The sequence below is a fragment of the Nocardia sp. CC227C genome, from assembly GCF_030767025.1.
Classification (GTDB): domain Bacteria; phylum Actinomycetota; class Actinomycetes; order Mycobacteriales; family Mycobacteriaceae; genus Nocardia.
Map to the genome: position 1 here is coordinate 22,916 of NZ_JASITE010000031.1, position 16,084 is coordinate 38,999.

Annotated in this window: 14 protein-coding genes; 6 read left to right on the plus strand and 8 right to left on the minus strand. The window is 69.3% G+C overall.

Features of this window, described 5'->3' with window-relative positions:
- Nucleotides 1-24: 24 nt before the first annotated feature.
- Together QMO76_RS34695 and glgP are read right to left on the minus strand one after the other, a co-directional pair.
- Nucleotides 25-1,389, minus strand: a complete 1,365-nt coding sequence (locus QMO76_RS34695; RefSeq protein WP_306365613.1) for an NCS2 family permease — start codon at nt 1,387-1,389, stop codon at nt 25-27.
- A gap of 130 nt (nt 1,390-1,519) precedes the next feature.
- A complete protein-coding gene (glgP, locus tag QMO76_RS34700) occupies nt 1,520-4,093 on the minus strand; it encodes an alpha-glucan family phosphorylase (protein WP_306365614.1) in 2,574 nt (857 codons plus the stop codon).
- A 112-nt stretch (nt 4,094-4,205) separates the two neighbouring features.
- On the opposite strand from glgP, the gene QMO76_RS34705 reads away from it, so the two are divergent.
- Both QMO76_RS34705 and QMO76_RS34710 read left to right on the plus strand, forming a co-directional pair.
- Complete coding sequence (locus QMO76_RS34705; RefSeq protein WP_306365615.1) at nt 4,206-4,856, plus strand: PaaI family thioesterase; 651 nt, start codon at nt 4,206-4,208, stop codon at nt 4,854-4,856.
- Nucleotides 4,857-4,902: 46 nt separating this feature from the next.
- A complete protein-coding gene (locus QMO76_RS34710; RefSeq protein WP_306365616.1) occupies nt 4,903-6,906 on the plus strand; it encodes an alpha-1,4-glucan--maltose-1-phosphate maltosyltransferase in 2,004 nt (667 codons plus the stop codon).
- A 10-nt stretch (nt 6,907-6,916) separates the two neighbouring features.
- On the opposite strand, the gene QMO76_RS34715 is transcribed toward QMO76_RS34710, so the two are convergent.
- Nucleotides 6,917-7,783, minus strand: coding sequence for a class II glutamine amidotransferase (locus QMO76_RS34715; RefSeq protein ID WP_306365617.1), 867 nt, complete (start codon nt 7,781-7,783; stop codon nt 6,917-6,919).
- Between the two features lie 217 nt (nt 7,784-8,000).
- Here QMO76_RS34715 and glgB point away from each other — a divergent pair, with 217 nt between their 5' ends.
- Both glgB and QMO76_RS34725 read left to right on the plus strand, forming a co-directional pair.
- Nucleotides 8,001-10,175 (plus strand): 1,4-alpha-glucan branching protein GlgB, encoded by a 2,175-nt coding sequence (glgB, locus tag QMO76_RS34720; RefSeq protein ID WP_306365618.1) that lies wholly within the window; start codon nt 8,001-8,003, stop codon nt 10,173-10,175.
- Nucleotides 10,176-10,312: 137 nt separating this feature from the next.
- The gene (locus QMO76_RS34725) at nt 10,313-10,534 is read left to right on the plus strand and encodes a hypothetical protein (protein WP_306365619.1); all 222 of its coding nucleotides are present in this window, start codon (nt 10,313-10,315) and stop codon (nt 10,532-10,534) included.
- A gap of 85 nt (nt 10,535-10,619) precedes the next feature.
- Here the strand turns inward: QMO76_RS34725 and QMO76_RS34730 are convergent, their stop codons facing one another.
- The 3 genes from QMO76_RS34730 to QMO76_RS34740 form a co-directional block, all read right to left on the minus strand.
- Nucleotides 10,620-11,471, minus strand: a complete 852-nt coding sequence (locus QMO76_RS34730) for a tetratricopeptide repeat protein (RefSeq protein ID WP_306365620.1) — start codon at nt 11,469-11,471, stop codon at nt 10,620-10,622.
- Nucleotides 11,472-11,529: 58 nt separating this feature from the next.
- Nucleotides 11,530-11,898 (minus strand): DUF3817 domain-containing protein, encoded by a 369-nt coding sequence (locus QMO76_RS34735; RefSeq protein WP_306365621.1) that lies wholly within the window; start codon nt 11,896-11,898, stop codon nt 11,530-11,532.
- A gap of 121 nt (nt 11,899-12,019) precedes the next feature.
- A complete protein-coding gene (locus QMO76_RS34740; protein WP_306365622.1) occupies nt 12,020-13,198 on the minus strand; it encodes an acetyl-CoA C-acetyltransferase in 1,179 nt (392 codons plus the stop codon).
- Nucleotides 13,199-13,313: 115 nt separating this feature from the next.
- On the opposite strand from QMO76_RS34740, the gene mce reads away from it, so the two are divergent.
- Together mce and QMO76_RS34750 are read left to right on the plus strand one after the other, a co-directional pair.
- Nucleotides 13,314-13,784, plus strand: a complete 471-nt coding sequence (gene mce, locus QMO76_RS34745; RefSeq protein WP_306365623.1) for a methylmalonyl-CoA epimerase — start codon at nt 13,314-13,316, stop codon at nt 13,782-13,784.
- A gap of 86 nt (nt 13,785-13,870) precedes the next feature.
- On the plus strand, nt 13,871-14,863 hold the full coding sequence (locus QMO76_RS34750; protein ID WP_306365624.1) for a hypothetical protein: 993 nt from the start codon (nt 13,871-13,873) through the stop codon (nt 14,861-14,863).
- A gap of 139 nt (nt 14,864-15,002) precedes the next feature.
- Here the strand turns inward: QMO76_RS34750 and QMO76_RS34755 are convergent, their stop codons facing one another.
- Together QMO76_RS34755 and nucS are read right to left on the minus strand one after the other, a co-directional pair.
- On the minus strand, nt 15,003-15,305 hold the full coding sequence (locus tag QMO76_RS34755; protein ID WP_306365625.1) for an ATP/GTP-binding protein: 303 nt from the start codon (nt 15,303-15,305) through the stop codon (nt 15,003-15,005).
- Nucleotides 15,306-15,314: 9 nt separating this feature from the next.
- A complete protein-coding gene (gene nucS, locus QMO76_RS34760) occupies nt 15,315-15,992 on the minus strand; it encodes an endonuclease NucS (protein WP_306365626.1) in 678 nt (225 codons plus the stop codon).
- Nucleotides 15,993-16,084 lie beyond the last annotated feature (92 nt).

The following is a 16,084-nucleotide window of genomic DNA, read 5'->3' on the forward strand; positions in this document are numbered from 1 at the left end:
CGACGCGGCGACGAGAGGAACGCGCTATTCGGCGAGGAAGAAGAAGTACGCCAGGAATATCAACAGCAGCGCCCACATGACCGGATGCACTTCGCGCCCGCGGCGTTTCGCCACCATGATCAGCGGATAGAACAGCAGCCCCATGGCGATGCCATTCGCGATGGAGAAGGTCAACGGCATCATGACCACCGTGATGAAGGCCGGGACCGCGTATTCCAGCTTGTCCCATTCGATTTCCCCCAGCGCCCGGGACATGAGCACGCCGACCACGATGAGCGCGGGGGCGGTCACCGCCGGAACGCCCGCCACGACCGCGAACAGCGGGAAGAAGAACATGGCGACCAGGAACCAGAAGGCCGTGGCGACCGCCGTGAGCCCGGTCCGCCCGCCCGCCGAGACACCGGCGGTGGATTCCACGTACGCGGTGGTGGTGGAGGTGCCGATGATCGCGCCCGCCGCGGTGCCGATGGAGTCGGCGGCCAGCGCCCGCCCGGCCCGCTCGAGCTTGCCGTCCTTGGTGAGCATGCCCGCCTGGTGCGCGACGCCGATCAGGGTGCCCGAGGAGTCGAAGAAGTCGACGAACAGCATCGTCAGCACGACGATGATCATCTGCTCGTTGGTGAAGACGTTCGGCAGATTGACGATGGCCTGGCCGAAGGTCTCGTTCAGTCCGTGCGGCAGGTCGACCACCGCGCTCGGCAGTTCCACCAGACCCGAGACCATGCCGACGACGGCGGTGATCAGAATGCCGTAGAGCACCGCGCCCTTCCAGCGCAGCACCATGAACACGACCGTCAGCAGCAGTCCGAGCAACGCCAGCAGCGTGGTGCCCTGATGGAAATCGCCCAGATGCACCAGGGTGGCCTCGCTGGCGACCACGATGCCCGCGTTCTTGAAGCCGAGGAAGGCCACGAACAGGCCGATGCCCGCGCCCACGGCCAGCTTCATCTGCATGGGGATGGCGTCGATGATCTTCTCGCGCACCTTGGTGACCGCGAGGACGAAGAAGATGATGCCGGACAGCAGGGTGCCCGACAGCGCCTCCTCCCACGGAATGCCCATGCTCAGCACGACCGTGTACGCGAAGAACGCGTTGAGGCCCATCCCCGGGGCCAGCGCGACCGGATAGCGCGCCCACAGGCCCATCACCAGGGTGCCGACCACGGCGGCCACGGCGGTGGCCGTGAAGACCGCCTGCATGGGCATGCCCGCCTCGCCCAGCGGACCGCCGTCGCCGAGCACCGTCGGATTGACCGCGAGGACATAGGACATCGCCAGGAAGGTGACGGTGCCCGCCATGAGCTCACGCTTCATGGTCGAGCCGTGGCGGCTGACGCCGAGATACTCGTCGATGCGACCCTTGGCGCGTGACAGGACGTCGGTGGTCATGTGGTGTTCTGCTCCAGTCGGACCGGTTGGTGCGGGAGTGCCCCGCTGGCACGTTAGCCGCTCGCATACCGGACGACCGCATCCGACCCGGCGAATAGTGGGCAAATTATCAGCCGGGGCGCGCAGCCCGCTACGGACTCGGCGTGGCGACCAATCCGGGTTCGGACGACCCGGCGAGCAGCGGATGCTCCGGCAGCACCCGAATGGTGTAGCCGACCGCGCCGGACAGCGGGACCGGGGTCCGCACCTCGAACAGCTCGGTGCCCGACTCCGATCCGACGTGGTCCATCGGCACGGTCACGACATCGGACAGCTCGTCGGTGGTCGAGACCCGGCCCAGCACCGCCTGCACCGTGACGTCGACCGGAGCGAGGCCGCCGAGGTCGATGCGGGCGCGCAGCGCCAGGGTCGCGCCGATGACCGGGGTGTCGGGCAGGCCGGAACTGTCCACCTGGACGACCTTCACCGCGGGCCAGGCGGCCTCGATGCGGCGGCGGTACTCGGCCAGCGCGCGGGCTCCGCCGAAATCGTCGCGCGCGACCGCGGCGTAGGCCGCGGCGGCGGGGCGGTAGTAGTCCACCGCGTAATCGCGCACCATGCGGGACGCAAGCACCTTCGGCCCCAGCGTTTGGAGGGTGTGGCGCACCATCTCCATCCACCGCACCGGCATGCCGCCGGGATCGCGATCGTAGAAGCGCGGCAGCACCGAGCGTTCCAGGAGTTCGTACAGGGCGGCGGCCTCCAGGTCGTCGCGGCGGTGCTCGTCGCGGACGCCGTCGGCGGTGGGGATGGCCCAGCCGTTCTCGCCGTCGTACATCTCGTCCCACCAGCCGTCCCGGATGGAGAGGTTCAGCCCGCCGTTGAGCGCGGACTTCATGCCCGAGGTGCCGCACGCCTCCAGCGGGCGCAGCGGATTGTTCAGCCACACATCGCATCCCCAGTACAGGTACCGGGCCATGGACATGTCGTAGTCGGGCAGGAAGACGATGCGGTGGCGCACCGCCGGATCGTCGGCGAAGCGCACGATCTGCTGGATGAGCGCCTTGCCGCCGTCGTCGGCCGGATGGGATTTGCCCGCCACCACCAACTGCACCGGGCGCTCCGGATCCAGCAGCAGCGACCGCAGCCGGTCCGGATCGCGCAGCATGAGGGTGAGCCGCTTGTAGGTCGGCACCCGGCGGGCGAAGCCGACGGTGAGCACGTCCGGGTCGAAAACCTCTTCCACCCAACCGAGTTCGGCCGACGCCGCCCCGCGCTCCAACCAGGAGGCGCGCACTCGGCGGCGTACCTCGGCCACCAGGACGCGGCGCAGCGCATTGCGGGTCGACCACAGTTCGCCGAGATCGACATCGCTGAGCTGCTCCCAGCCGCGCGCCTCCTCCACCAGTTCGTCACCGATGAGTTCGCGGGCCTTGTCGATCCATTCGCGGGCGGCCCAGGTGGGGGCGTGCACGCCGTTGGTGACCGAGCCGATGGGCACCTCCGCGGTGTCGAACCCCGGCCACAGCGGGTTGAACATGCCGCGGCTGACCTCGCCGTGCAGGCGTGAGACGCCGTTGGCGCGCTGCGCGAGCCGCAGGCCGAGATGGGCCATGTTGAACACCGACGGATCGTGCTCACGCCCCAGGGCCAGGATGCGATCCACCGAAACCCCGGGCAGCAGCACCGATTCCCGTTCCCCGTGCGAGCCGCCGAAGTAGCGGCGCACCAGCCCGGCCGCGAACCGGTCGATCCCGGCGGGCACGGGGGTGTGCGTGGTGAACACCGTCCCGGCCCGCACCGCGGTCAGTGCGGAGTCGAAATCCATTCCGGTGGACATGAATTCGCGGATGCGCTCGACACCGAGGAACCCGGCGTGGCCCTCGTTCATGTGGAAGACATCCGGATCGGGCAGCCGGTGCGCACGAGTGAAGGCGCGCACCGCGCGCACACCGCCGACGCCCGCCAGGATCTCCTGCTTGATGCGATGGTCCTGATCGCCGCCGTAGAGCCGGTCGGTCACCGCGCGCAGTTCCGCGTCGTTGTCGGCGATATCGGAGTCCAAGAGCAGCAACGGGATTCGGCCCACCTGGGCGATCCAGACCCGGGCCCGCAGCACCCGGCCCTCCGGCATGGGGACGTGCAGCAGGACGGGCGCGCCGGCGTCGGTGAGCAGGCGCAGCGGCAGGCCCTGCGGGTCCAGGGCCGGGTAGTGCTCGGTCTGCCAGCCGTCGGCGGACAACGACTGCCGGAAATAGCCGGAGCGGTACAGCAATCCGACCCCGACGAGCGGCAGCCCGAGGTCGGAGGCGGCCTTGAGGTGGTCACCGGCCAGAATGCCGAGACCGCCGGAGTAATTGGGCAGCACCTCGGTGACACCGAACTCCATGGAGAAGTACGCGATGCCGCGCGGGCGGTCGTGTTCGGGCTGCCGCTGGAACCAGCGCGGGCGGGTCAGGTAGTCGCGCAGATCGGCCGCTCCCGCGTCCACCCGGCGCACGTAGTCGTCGGCGGCGGCGAACTCGTCGAGTCGCGCCGCGGGCACCTCGCCCAGCATGCGTACCGGGTCCCGCCCGAGGGCCACCCACAGCTCCGGGTCGAGTGCGGCGAACAGATCCTGTGTCGGCCCGTGCCAGGACCACCGCAGGTTGGTCGCCAGCTCGGTCAGCGCGGACAGCCGCTCGGGCAGGTGGGCGCGAACGGTGAATCGACGCAGTGCCTTCACCCGCTCGACCCTACCGGGTGGCCGCGGGGCCGCGAGCGGCCGACGGCCCCGCGCACACCGCGCGATCGGCCCTCGGCACGAGCTTCTCGTGAGCAACCGATAACGTGTTCTCATGACTGAGCAGCAGGTCGAGTCGGTTCCGACCGCCGAGCACCACGAAGGCGGCTTTCGGCCGATGGCGGAAATCGCGCGGGACAACTCCGCGGGCGGACCGCACTACGGGGAGCTGATCGAGCAGGTCCGCGAGCTCATGGACAAGGCGCGGCTGTGCGCACCGAGCGATGACGTGGCCCTGGACGCCATCGCCATGTTGAAACAGCTCAACGACCGGCTCGACGAGGCCGTGGTGGACGAGTGGTCCGCCCCGACCTGGCGGCGGCACGACCTGCCCTCGCGCGGCAATATCACCCTGCCCCCGTTCTGGATCGACCGCGCGGCGCGTGACGGCGTGGACGCCCGTCTCACCTTCCGCACCTTCCATCTGGGCGGCAACGCCGCCGCTCACGGCGGGCACATCGCCCTCGCCTTCGACGATCTGCTCGGCATGACCGCCGCCGTGCACACCGGACAGGTCACCCGCACCGCCTCGCTCACCGTCGACTACCGCTCCATCACCCCGCTCGACACCGAGCTGCGGGTGCACGGCCGGGTGGAGCGTGTGGACGGCCGCAAGGTGTACGTCCGGGCCACCCTGAAGGACGGCGACCGGCTGTGCGCCGAGGCCAACGGCCTGTTCATCGTCCTGAAGCCCGGACAGGCGTAGCGCGCCCCGCGACACCGTCCGGACCCGCGAAAGGTAAGTTCGGGGCGTGACCGGCCGCATCGCCATCGATGACACCGCCCCTGCGATTCCCGGCGGCCGACCGGCGAAAGCCGTGGTCGGCGAGGTATTTCCGGTGCGGGCGGTGGTCTGGCGCGAGGGGCACGCCGCGGTGTCGGCGACACTGTCGGTGCGCGCGCCCGGCTCCTCGCGGCCCCGGCGGATCCGCATGACGCCGGACTACCAGCCCGACGTGTTCAATGGCGTGTTCACGCCGACCTCGCCCGGCCGGTGGACCTTCCGCATCGAGGGCTGGAGCGATCCCGTCGCCACCTGGCGCGCGGCGGTGGAGGCCAAACTCGCGGTCGGACAGAGCGCGGCCGATCTGGCCAACGACCTGGAGATCGGGGCGCGGCTGCTGGACCGCGCCGCCCAGGCGGTGCCGAAGAAGCAGTGGGAGACGCTGCGGGCGGCGGCCGCGGCCCTGCGCAGTGACGTGCAGCTGCCCGCGCGGGTGGCCCCGGCCTTCAGCACCGAGGTGAGCGAGATCCTGCGCGCCACCCCGCTGCGCGACATGGTGACGCGCGGTCCGCAGCACACCGTGCTGGTGGAGCGGCAGCGGGCGCTGGTCGGCGCCTGGTACGAATTCTTCCCGCGCTCCACGGGCGGTTGGGACGCCGAGGGCAAGCCGGTGCACGGCACCTTCGCCACCGCCGCCGAGGAGCTGCCCCGCATCGCCGCCATGGGTTTCGACGTGGTGTACCTGCCGCCCATCCACCCCATCGGCAGGGTGAACCGCAAGGGCCGCAACAACTCCCTCACCGCCGAGCCCGGCGATGTGGGGTCGCCGTGGGCCATCGGCTCCGACGAGGGCGGGCACGATGCCATCCACCCGGCGCTGGGCACCGAGTCCGACTTCACCGACTTCGTCACCGCCGCGGCGGAATTGGGCATGGAGGTGGCGCTGGACCTGGCGTTGCAGTGCGCCCCGGACCATCCGTGGGTGGCGTCGCATCCGGAGTGGTTCACCACCCTGCCCGACGGCACCATCGCCTTCGCCGAGAATCCGCCGAAGAAGTACCAGGACATCTACCCGGTCGATTTCGACAACGATCCGGACGGGTTGTACGCCGAGGTGCTGCGGGTGGTGCAGCACTGGATCGGCTTGGGCGTGAAGATCTTCCGGGTCGACAACCCGCACACCAAACCGGCCGATTTCTGGGAGTGGCTGATCGGCCAGGTGCACCGCGAGCACCCGGACGTGATCTTCCTGTCCGAGGCGTTCACCCGCCCGGCGCGCCTCTACGGCCTGGCTCGACGCGGATTCAGCCAGTCCTACACCTATTTCACCTGGCGCACCACCACATGGGATTTCATCGAGTTCGGTAGGGAACTGGCCGCCAAGGCCGACGAGGCGCGGCCCAACCTGTTCGTGAACACCCCCGACATCCTGCACGAGAGCCTCCAGCACGGCGGCCCCGGCATGTTCGCCATTCGCGCGGTGCTGGCCGCCACCCTCGCGCCCAGCTGGGGCGTGTACTCCGGATTCGAGCTGTTCGAGCATCAGGCCGTGCACGCGGGCAGCGAGGAGTATCTCGACTCGGAGAAGTACGAACTGCGCCCGCGCCGCTTCGCCGAGGCGGCCGCGCGTGGAGAGTCGTTGGAGCCGTGGATAACCCGGCTCAACGAGATCCGCCGCGCGCACCCGGCGCTGCAGCAGCTGCGGTGCATCCACTTCCACCACACCGACAACGACGCGCTGCTGGCCTACTCCAAATTCGACCCCACCACCGGGGATGCGGTGCTCATCGTGGTGAACCTCAACCCGTTCGGGGCCGAGCAGGGCATGGTGTCGCTGGACCTGCCCGCCATCGGCCGCGAGTGGCACGACCGGCCGGTGGTGTACGACGAGGTCAGCGGCGAGGAATACCACTGGGGCCAAACCAATTACGTGCGATTGGACCCCGCCCGCGCGGTGGCGCACATCCTGAACCTGCCCCCGGTGCCGACCCACGCCCGCCAGGAACTGGCCTACCGGCGCACCTTCCACTGAACGCGGGCGTTCAGGCTCCGGTCTGCGAGGCGGCGGCGGCCGGTTCCAGCTGCGCCAGCGACAGCGGGTGACGCGGCGGGCGGTTCAGCACCCGGGTGGAGCGCACCCGCAGCCGCTCGTCGACGTGCAGCAGCTCGCCCGGCCGCAGCAGCCGCCAGCCCGGATCCTCGTCCATCCGCTCACTGGCCACCACCACGGCCGGATGCCGCGCGAGATGCCCGCTGCGCGCTCGGATTCCATTGCGACCGGCGTGGTCGAGGTGCCGGCGGCCACCGGCTCCGCCCGCCGCCCGCTCCAGCACGTACAGCTCGTGGGTGGCCGGATAGCGCAGCGCCCACAGCTCGGTCGCGGTGGTCAGCACCAGGTTGAGCGCGTACACCGGCAGCCGCTCCGCGATCCAGGCGACGGCGTCGGCAATGCCCGCGGTGACGTCGCCGTCGTACTTGTCGATGCGCTTGGTGATCAGCGCGAAGAACCGCTCGGAATCGGTATCCCCCTGCACCAGTTCGCGATACGCGCCGAGTTCGGCATCGAGCTCGGACAGCCCGTGCAATACCCCATTGTGCGCGAACAGGCGTTTGAACTGTTGGAACGGGTGGGTGTTGCGCGGCTCCACCGCCCCGGTGGAGGCGTAGCGCACATGGGCGACGAAGGTGGCCGACGCCCGCTCCCGGGCCTCCCGGCCGAACCGGGCATCCTCGTAGGCTGCGAGCGGCTGCTTCTCGACCAGCGGGTTGCCGTCGGCGGCGAAGGCGCCCAGACCCACCCCGTCCGGCTCCCGCCGACTCTGCCGCGCCAGGCTGTCCGGCGCGTCCAGCAGCCAGAAGGTGGCCTTCACCCGCTGCGGCGCGGCCGACAATCCGAACAATCGACACATCAGCGCTCCTACCCGAGCGTGGTTCGAGCGTTCCGTATCCACCCTCGATCGTAAACGCCGCCGCCCGCCCGCCGTAGCACCCGCCCCCGGCTCGGCGTCGCGGGTACGGCATCCGGTCGCCCCGGCTCGCCGGTTCGAGGCCGGGGTGGCGTGGACGGCGCAGTAAGTTGGCAGGTGTGTGCGCCACCCGTGAGCCCGTTCGCCCGGAATGCCCCGCATGAACCGTCGTGACCTGATGCTGTTGGCGGCGGGCACCCATCCGGACCCGCATACGGTGCTGGGCGCGCATCCGCACCCCGGCGGCACGGTGGTGCGGGCGCTGCGCCCGCACGCCGATACGGTCGCGGCCCGGGTCGGCGGTGTCGACCACCCGCTCGCGCACGTCGAGCACGGGGTGTTCGAAGGCGTGATCCCGTTCCCGGAGCTGTGGGACTACCGTCTGGTCACCTCGTATCCGGGCGGGCGCACCACGGTGGACGCCGACGGCTACCGCTTCCTGCCCACACTCGGCGAACTGGACCTGCACCTGCTCGGCGAGGGACGGCACGAGCGGCTGTGGGAGGCGCTGGGCGCGCATCCGCGCCGCTACACCACGCTGGACGGTGAGGTGCTCGGCACCTCCTTCGCGGTCTGGGCCCCGCACGCGCGCGGGGTGGCGGTGATCGGCGACTTCGACGGGTGGAGCGGCCACACCGCGCCCATGCGGCGGCTCGGCGACTCCGGCGTCTGGGAGCTGTTCGTGCCGGGGCTCGGTCCGGGCGACAAGTACAAATACCGCGTGCACGGCGCCGACGGCCGGGTCGTCGACCACGCCGACCCGCTGGCCTTCGCCACCGAGCCGCCGCCCGCCACCGCCTCGGTGATCACCGCGAGCGCCTTCGAATGGGGTGACGACCGCTGGCTGCGCGAGCGCGCCCGGCTCGATCCGGCCCGCGCGCCGATCAGCGTCTACGAGGTGCACCTCGGCTCCTGGCGGCCCGGCCTCGGCTACCGGGCGCTGGCCGAGCGATTGGCCGACTACGTCGCCGCCCAGGGATTCACCCATGTGGAGCTGCTGCCGGTGTCCGAACATCCCTTCGGCGGCTCCTGGGGCTACCAGGTCACCTCCTACTACGCCCCCACCGCACGCTTCGGCTCCCCCGACGACTTCCGCTGGTTCGTGGACCACCTGCACCGCAGCGGCATCGGCGTCATCCTGGACTGGGTGCCCGCCCATTTCCCACGCGACGAATGGGCGCTGGCCCGCTTCGACGGCACCGCCCTGTACGAGCACCCCGACCCGCGGCGCGGTGAGCAACTCGACTGGGGCACCTACGTTTTCGACTTCGGCCGCAACGAGGTGCGCAATTTCCTGGTCGCCAATGCCCGCTTCTGGATCGAGGAGTTCCACATCGACGGCCTGCGCGTGGACGCCGTCGCCTCCATGCTGTATCTGGACTACTCGCGTCCCGAGGGCAGCTGGGAGCCCAATGTGCACGGCGGCCGCGAGAACCTGGAGGCCGTCGCCTTCCTCCAGGAGATGAACGCCTCCGTGCACGGCCGCCATCCGGGCGTGCTCACCGTCGCCGAGGAGTCCACCAGCTGGCCCGGCGTCACCCGCTCCACCGAGGTGGGCGGGCTGGGCTTCACCATGAAGTGGAATATGGGCTGGATGCACGACACGCTCGGGTACCTCGGCCACGATCCGGTGCACCGCACCTGGCACCACAACGAGATCACCTTCTCGCTCACCTACGCCTGGAGCGAGAACTACGTGCTGCCCATCAGCCACGACGAGGTCGTACACGGCAAGGGCACCCTGTGGACGCGTATGCCCGGCGACGATTTCGCCAAGGCGAGCGGCGTGCGCGCCCTGCTGGCGTACATGTGGTCGCATCCGGGCAAGCAATTGCTGTTCATGGGACAGGAATTCGGCCAGTTCCGGGAGTGGGACCACGACCGCGGCCTGGACTGGTACGAGTTGGACAATCCGCTGCACCGGGGCATCCAAAGCCTGGTGCGCGACCTCAACGAGCTCTACACCGGCCACCCCGCGCTGTGGAGCCAGGACACCTCGCCCGGCGGGTACTCGTGGATCGACGCCGACGACCGCGACCGGAACATGCTGTCGTTCCTGCGTTACGGCAGCGACGGCTCGATCATCGCGTGCGTGTACAACCTCTCCGGTTCCGAAGCCTCGGGCCACCGTGTCGGACTGCCGTGCGGCGGGCGCTGGCGGGAGATCCTCAATACCGATGCGACGGTCTACGGCGGCAGCGGAATCGGGAATCTGGGCGGTGTCGACGCCGACGGCGAACCCTGGCACGGCCGCCCGGTCTCCGCCGCGGTCACGGTGGCCCCCAACAGCGCGCTGTGGCTCACCCCCGCGGCCGCGCCGCACCCCGACCGGTGAGGAGAAGGTGCCGGTCGCCGGCCCCGGAAAGTAGGGGCACGGACATTAGGGTCTGCCGAGATCGCTTGGCGTGTAGTGGATTTGACCCTGCGGCGTCGCATCCGACAAGCGATACAAACCGATAGGAACAGATCTACATGAAGAAGCTGGGTACCGCCATGTTCATCGCCGCCGCCGCGGCCGGATTCCTGGGCGCGGGCGCCGGCATGGGCGCCGCCGATGTCCCGGTCACCGTCGCGCCGGTCGTCGCCCCCGGCGAACCCGACCCGAGCGGCACCGGCTCATCCTCGGCCCTGGTCGACGTGATCAAATCGCTCAGCACCATGAGCGCCGGCACGGGCACCACGCCGGACGCCTGACAAACAGCCGGTTCCCCACTCCGCGCGGAATGGGGAACCGGTGTTCCGGTCGGGGGATTCGCCGCCGTCCGAGTCGGCACCCGAGTCAGTAGAGCGCGGCGGCCAACTTGCGCCGGGCCGCCACCACGATGGGCTCGGCCGGATCGAACAGTTCGAACAGTTCCAGCAGGTGGGTGCGGGCGCGCGTGCGGTCATCGCCCGCGGTGCGCTTCACCAGCGCGATGAGCCGCTCGAACGCCTGCTCCGGCTGCTGGTTGAACATCTCCAGGTCGGCGGCGGCCAGGGCCGCGTCGAGATCCGCCGGATCGGCGTCGGCCTTGGCGACCGAACTCGGGTCAAGCTCCTGGACACGGGCCACGAACTGCACCTGGCGCAGCGCGGCCTTGGCATCGGCATTGCCGGGCTCGGCATTGAGGATGGCCTGGTACGCGGCCTCGGCGGTGGCGAAATCCCCACGCTCCAAAGCCTCTTCGGCCGCCACGAAACGCGGGTCCTCCGGCGCTTGCGGCTCCTCCTCGCCGCCTTCGCCGACACCGGGCAGCTTGCCGCGCACGGCGTCGACGACGGCGGAGATCCACTGCCGCACCTGCGCTTCGGGCTGATTCCCGGTGAAGTCGGCGAGCGGCTGCCCCGCGGCCACCGCGACCACCGTCGGAATGCCCTGCACCCCGAATGCCTGCGCGATGCGCATATTGGCCTCGGCCTCGATGCTGGCGAGTTCCCAGTCGGTGGTTTCGGCGGCCAGCTTCTCCAGCAGTCGCACCAGTTCGATGCTGCCGGGGCTGCGCTGGGAGTACAGCGCCACCACCACCGGCACCTGGGTGGAGCGGCGCAGCACCTTGGTCTCGAAGTCGGCCTCGGTGACGGCGTGCCCCTGGGGGGCGTCCCCGCTCGCCGGGGGCTGCTTCAATGCGGACAGGTCCACCGCACCGGACATAGCGGCGACTGCGGCGGCAGAAGGTCGTCGTGCAGGTCGAGTCACGACATCCAGTCTGTCACGAACGCGCCGGAGTCGGGTCGGCGCCTTCCGCCGAAGCGCCCCGGCTCAGCTCCGCGAGGTGACCGGCGCGCACGGCCCACATCTCGAACAGCACCGTGAAGAACGGCGGAATGCTGGACACCAGCGCCAGTACGGTGGTCTTCCAGTTCCACGCCAGTTCCCGCGCCGCCATGATCGCGGTCAGCACGAAGATGATGAACACCACGCCGTGGAACATGCCGAACACCTTGACCGGCCACAACACCGGCTCCGGCAGCCGCTTGAACACCATGCCGACGATCAGGAAGGCCCACGACACCGCCTCCAAAAACGCGACAAATCGGAAACGTTTGGCCACGGTGCTCAGGTCCAGGAGATTGCCCATGCGCTCTATTGTGCATCCATGCCTACGACATCACGTAGTGGAGGTGGTCACAGACGGCTCGGCACAGACGACACCGCCCCCGATTCCGTCCGGATCCGGGGGCGGGGCACGGGCGCCGGCGTCAGACGCGGACGATCAGGGCATCGCCCTGGCCGCCGCCACCGCACAGCGCGGCCGCGCCGACGCCGCCGCCGCGACGCTTCAGCTCGTAGGCCAGGTGCAGCAGGATGCGGGCGCCGGACATGCCGAGCGGGTGGCCGATGGCGATGGCGCCACCGTTGACATTGACCTTCTCCGGGTCGATGCCGAGCTTGCGGGTGGACGCGACGCCGACGGCGGCGAACGCCTCGTTGATCTCCACCAGGTCCAGATCGGCGGGCGAGATGCCCTCCCGCTCACAGGCTTTCAGGATGGCGTTGGCGGGCTGGTCCTGGAGGGTGGAGTCCGGGCCCGCGACCACACCGGCCGCGCCGATCTCGGCGATCCAGCTCAGACCCAGTTCCTGCGCCTTGGTCTTGGACATGACGACCGCCGCGGCCGCGCCGTCGGAGATCTGCGAGGCGGTGCCGGCGGTGATGGAGCCGTCCTTACGGAAGGCGGGACGCAGCTTGGCCAGCGATTCGGCGGTGGTGTCGGCGCGAATGCCCTCGTCCTCGGCGAACACAATGGGATCGCCCTTGCGCTGCGGAATGGAGACCGGCACGACCTCGTCGGCGAAGACGCCGTTCTTCCAGGCGGCGGCGGCCTTCTGGTGCGAGGCGGCGGCGAAGGCGTCCTGGTCCTCGCGGCTGATCTTGTCGGTGTCGTTGCGCTGCTCGGTGAGCGCGCCCATGGGCTGATCGGTGAAGATGTCGTGCAGGCCGTCGTGGGCCATGTGGTCACGCAGCGTCACATCGCCGTACTTGAAGCCCTCGCGGCTCTTCTCCAACAGGTGCGGGGCCTGGGACATGGACTCCATGCCGCCCGCCACCACGATCTCGTACTCACCGGCGCGAATCAGCTGATCGGCCAGCGCGATGGCGTTGATACCGGACAGACAGACCTTGTTGACGGTCAGCGCGGGCACATCCATCGGAATGCCGGCCGCCACGGCCGCCTGCCGCGCCGGAATCTGCCCCGCGCCCGCGGTCAGCACCTGGCCCATGATCACGTAGTCGACCTGCTCGGGCGTCACACCGCCCTGCTCCAGCGCCGCCTTGATGGCGATGCCGCCCAGATCGGAGCCGCTGAAGTCCTTCAGCGATCCCAGCAGCCGCCCCACCGGGGTGCGGGCGCCGGAGACGATGACGGTGGTGGTCACGATGAGCCCTCGCTTACGTCGGATGGTCGGGCCCCCTGCCACAGTCGAGGCCCTACTCAAAGGTAACCCGCTGTCTCCCGCCTCCCTTCCTCAGGTGCGCGCTACCGTTCGGTACGTGAGCAACACCGAAAAGCCCGAATTCATCCCCGCGGAATATGTGACCGCCGTCGACCACGTCGGCATCGCCGTTCCCGATCTCGATACCGCCGTCGCCTGGTACGCCGAGAATCTCGGCATGGTCGAGACGCATCGGGAGATCAACGAGGCCCAGGGCGTGCACGAGGCCATGCTGTCGTGCGCGGGCGCGCCCGGCGGCTCGAGTGCCCTCCAGTTGCTGGCTCCCCTGAACGCGGACTCCACCATTGCCAAGTTCATCGACCGAAACGGTCCCGGCCTGCAGCAGCTCGCATACCGGGTCACGGATATCGACGCCGTCTCCGAGTATCTGCGTACACGGGGCTTGCGTTTGCTGTACGAGGCCCCGCGCGGTGGAACAGCGGGTTCACGCATCAATTTCATCCACCCGAAGGATGCTGGCGGTGTGCTGGTCGAACTCGTCGAGCCCGCCGCGAAAACTACTCACTAGTACCGACATCCACGACGGGAAAGAGGCTGTAACAACATTCGCGGTCGGGTCACCATCAGTGGTCGACAGGCTGTAGTTTGTGGGGCATGTCGTCCACTGAGCCCGATCGTAATCGCTTCGTCGCTCTGCCCTTTACCGTAGTGCGGAAGGGGTATGACCGTGATGAGGTGCGCAACTACTTCGACCGATTCGACGCCGAGCTAAGGGTAACCGCTACCGATCGCGACGCCGCTGCCGCCCAGGCCCGCAACCTGGCCGCGCAGTTGGAAGACGCGCGCGACGAGATCGATGAGCTGCGCAAGGAGGTCGACCGGCTCTCCGTGCCGCCGACCACCGCGGAAGGTATGTCCGACCGCATCTCCCGCATGCTGCGCCTGGCCTCCGACGAGGCATCCGAGGTGCGCGCCCAGGCTCAGGCCGAGGCCGCGGAGATGATCTCGATCGCCGAACAGCAGGCGGCCGAGATGCGCGGAAAGTACGAATCGCTGCTCTCCGAGACCAAGGAGAAGCGCGAAGCGCTCGAGGTCGAGTTCGAGCAGACCCTCGCCAATGCCCGCGCCGAGGCCGCGAAGATCATCGACGCCGCCAATGCCGAGGCCGACCGCATCACCAAGGAGTCCGAGGCCAAGCGCAAGGCCGCGCAGCAGGACTTCGAGGTCACCATGGCCGAGCGCCGCACCAAGCTCACCCGCGCCATGGAGGAGCTCGAGGCCACCTCCCGCGCCGAGGCCGCCCAGCGCATCAAGGACGCCACCGACGAGTCCAACCGCCTCATCACCAACGCCACCAACTCGGCCGACCGCAAGATCGCGCACGCCAAGGAACTGGCCGAGGAGATGCGGGTGCTGCGTGGACGAGTGCTGGCTCAGCTCTTGGGCATTCGCGGTCAGCTCGACTCGGTCCCGGCCATGCTGGCCGCGGTCAACCGCGAGAGCGAACTGCTCGACGGCACCCCGGAGCCCCGCTCGCTGCAGAGCAAGCAGTCCGGTCGCAAGGCCATCCAGGACTCCAAGTCCGAGTCCGAGGAAGAGCAGAACGTCGACGAAGAACAGCGTGAAAACGCCGAGGTCTCCAGCTAGTCCCTCATATTCGACGCCGACCGGGCGACACCCATCCATTCCGAGGCCGCCCCCCACCGGGGGCGGCCTCTCCTATTTCCACCGACCGGATTTCCACCGGCCGGATTTCCACGGGCGGACCTGTCGAGCACTTCCGCGACTACGACCAGCGGCGAGTAATTCGCCTGGTATGACGGCCTTTCCAGCAGCCGGTGTGCCAGTGGCGGCGGTCGTCCTCACCCCCGTAGGCGGGCCAGGCGACAATGTGCGGGACACCGGGCATGATCTCCTGATCGCAGCCGGGGCAGCGGTAGCGTTTGACGGCGCGGGTGCCGGGCACGGTGCGGACGACATACATCTCCCCGTCCGGCCCCTCCTCGTTGCGGCCGAAGACATCACCCAGCGGGCGCGGTTCCGGGTGGGACCGCGCCGCCTGCTGGGGTCTCGGCTTGCGGCGGGGCATGATCCGAGGTTAGAACAGCCGGAATTCGTCGCTCTCGGTGCCACGCAGGGCGTCGTAATCCAGCGTCAGGCAGCGGATCCCGCGGTCGGTTGCGAGGGTCTTGGCCTGCGGCTTGATCTGCTGGGCGGCGAAGACGCCGGTGACCGGGGCCAGCAGCGGATCGCGGTTGAGCAGCTCCAGGTAGCGGGTCAGCTGCTCCACGCCGTCGATCTCGCCGCGGCGCTTGATCTCCACCGCCACCGTCGCGCCGTCGGCGTCGCGGCACAGGATGTCCACCGGGCCGATGGCGGTCATGTACTCGCGACGAATGAGTGTGTAACCCGCGCCGAGGGTGTCGATGTGCTCGGCGAGCAGCTCTTGCAGATGCGCCTCCACGCCGTCCTTCACCAGACCCGGATCCACACCCAGCTCGTGCGAGGAATCGTGCTCGATCTCGGCGACGGTGATGCGCAGCTCCTCGCCCGCCTTGTTGGTGACCACCCAGAGCTTGGCCGCCTCCGTCTCGCTGTCGCGCTCCTCCAGCCGGCACGGCGGGCTCATCCAGTTCAACGGCTTGTACGAACCGCCGTCGGAGTGCACCAGCACCGAGCCGTCCGCCTTCATGAGCAGCAGGCGACGAGCCATCGGAAGGTGGGCGGTGAGACGGCCGACGTAGTCCACTTGGCAGCGAGCAATCACGAGGCGCACCGGGATCACTCTAGTGCCCGGACCCGGCGAGAAATGCCAGGGGGCAGCGGAATTCGGCGGGTCTTTCACCGGTGGCGGCACCGGGTGGTGAG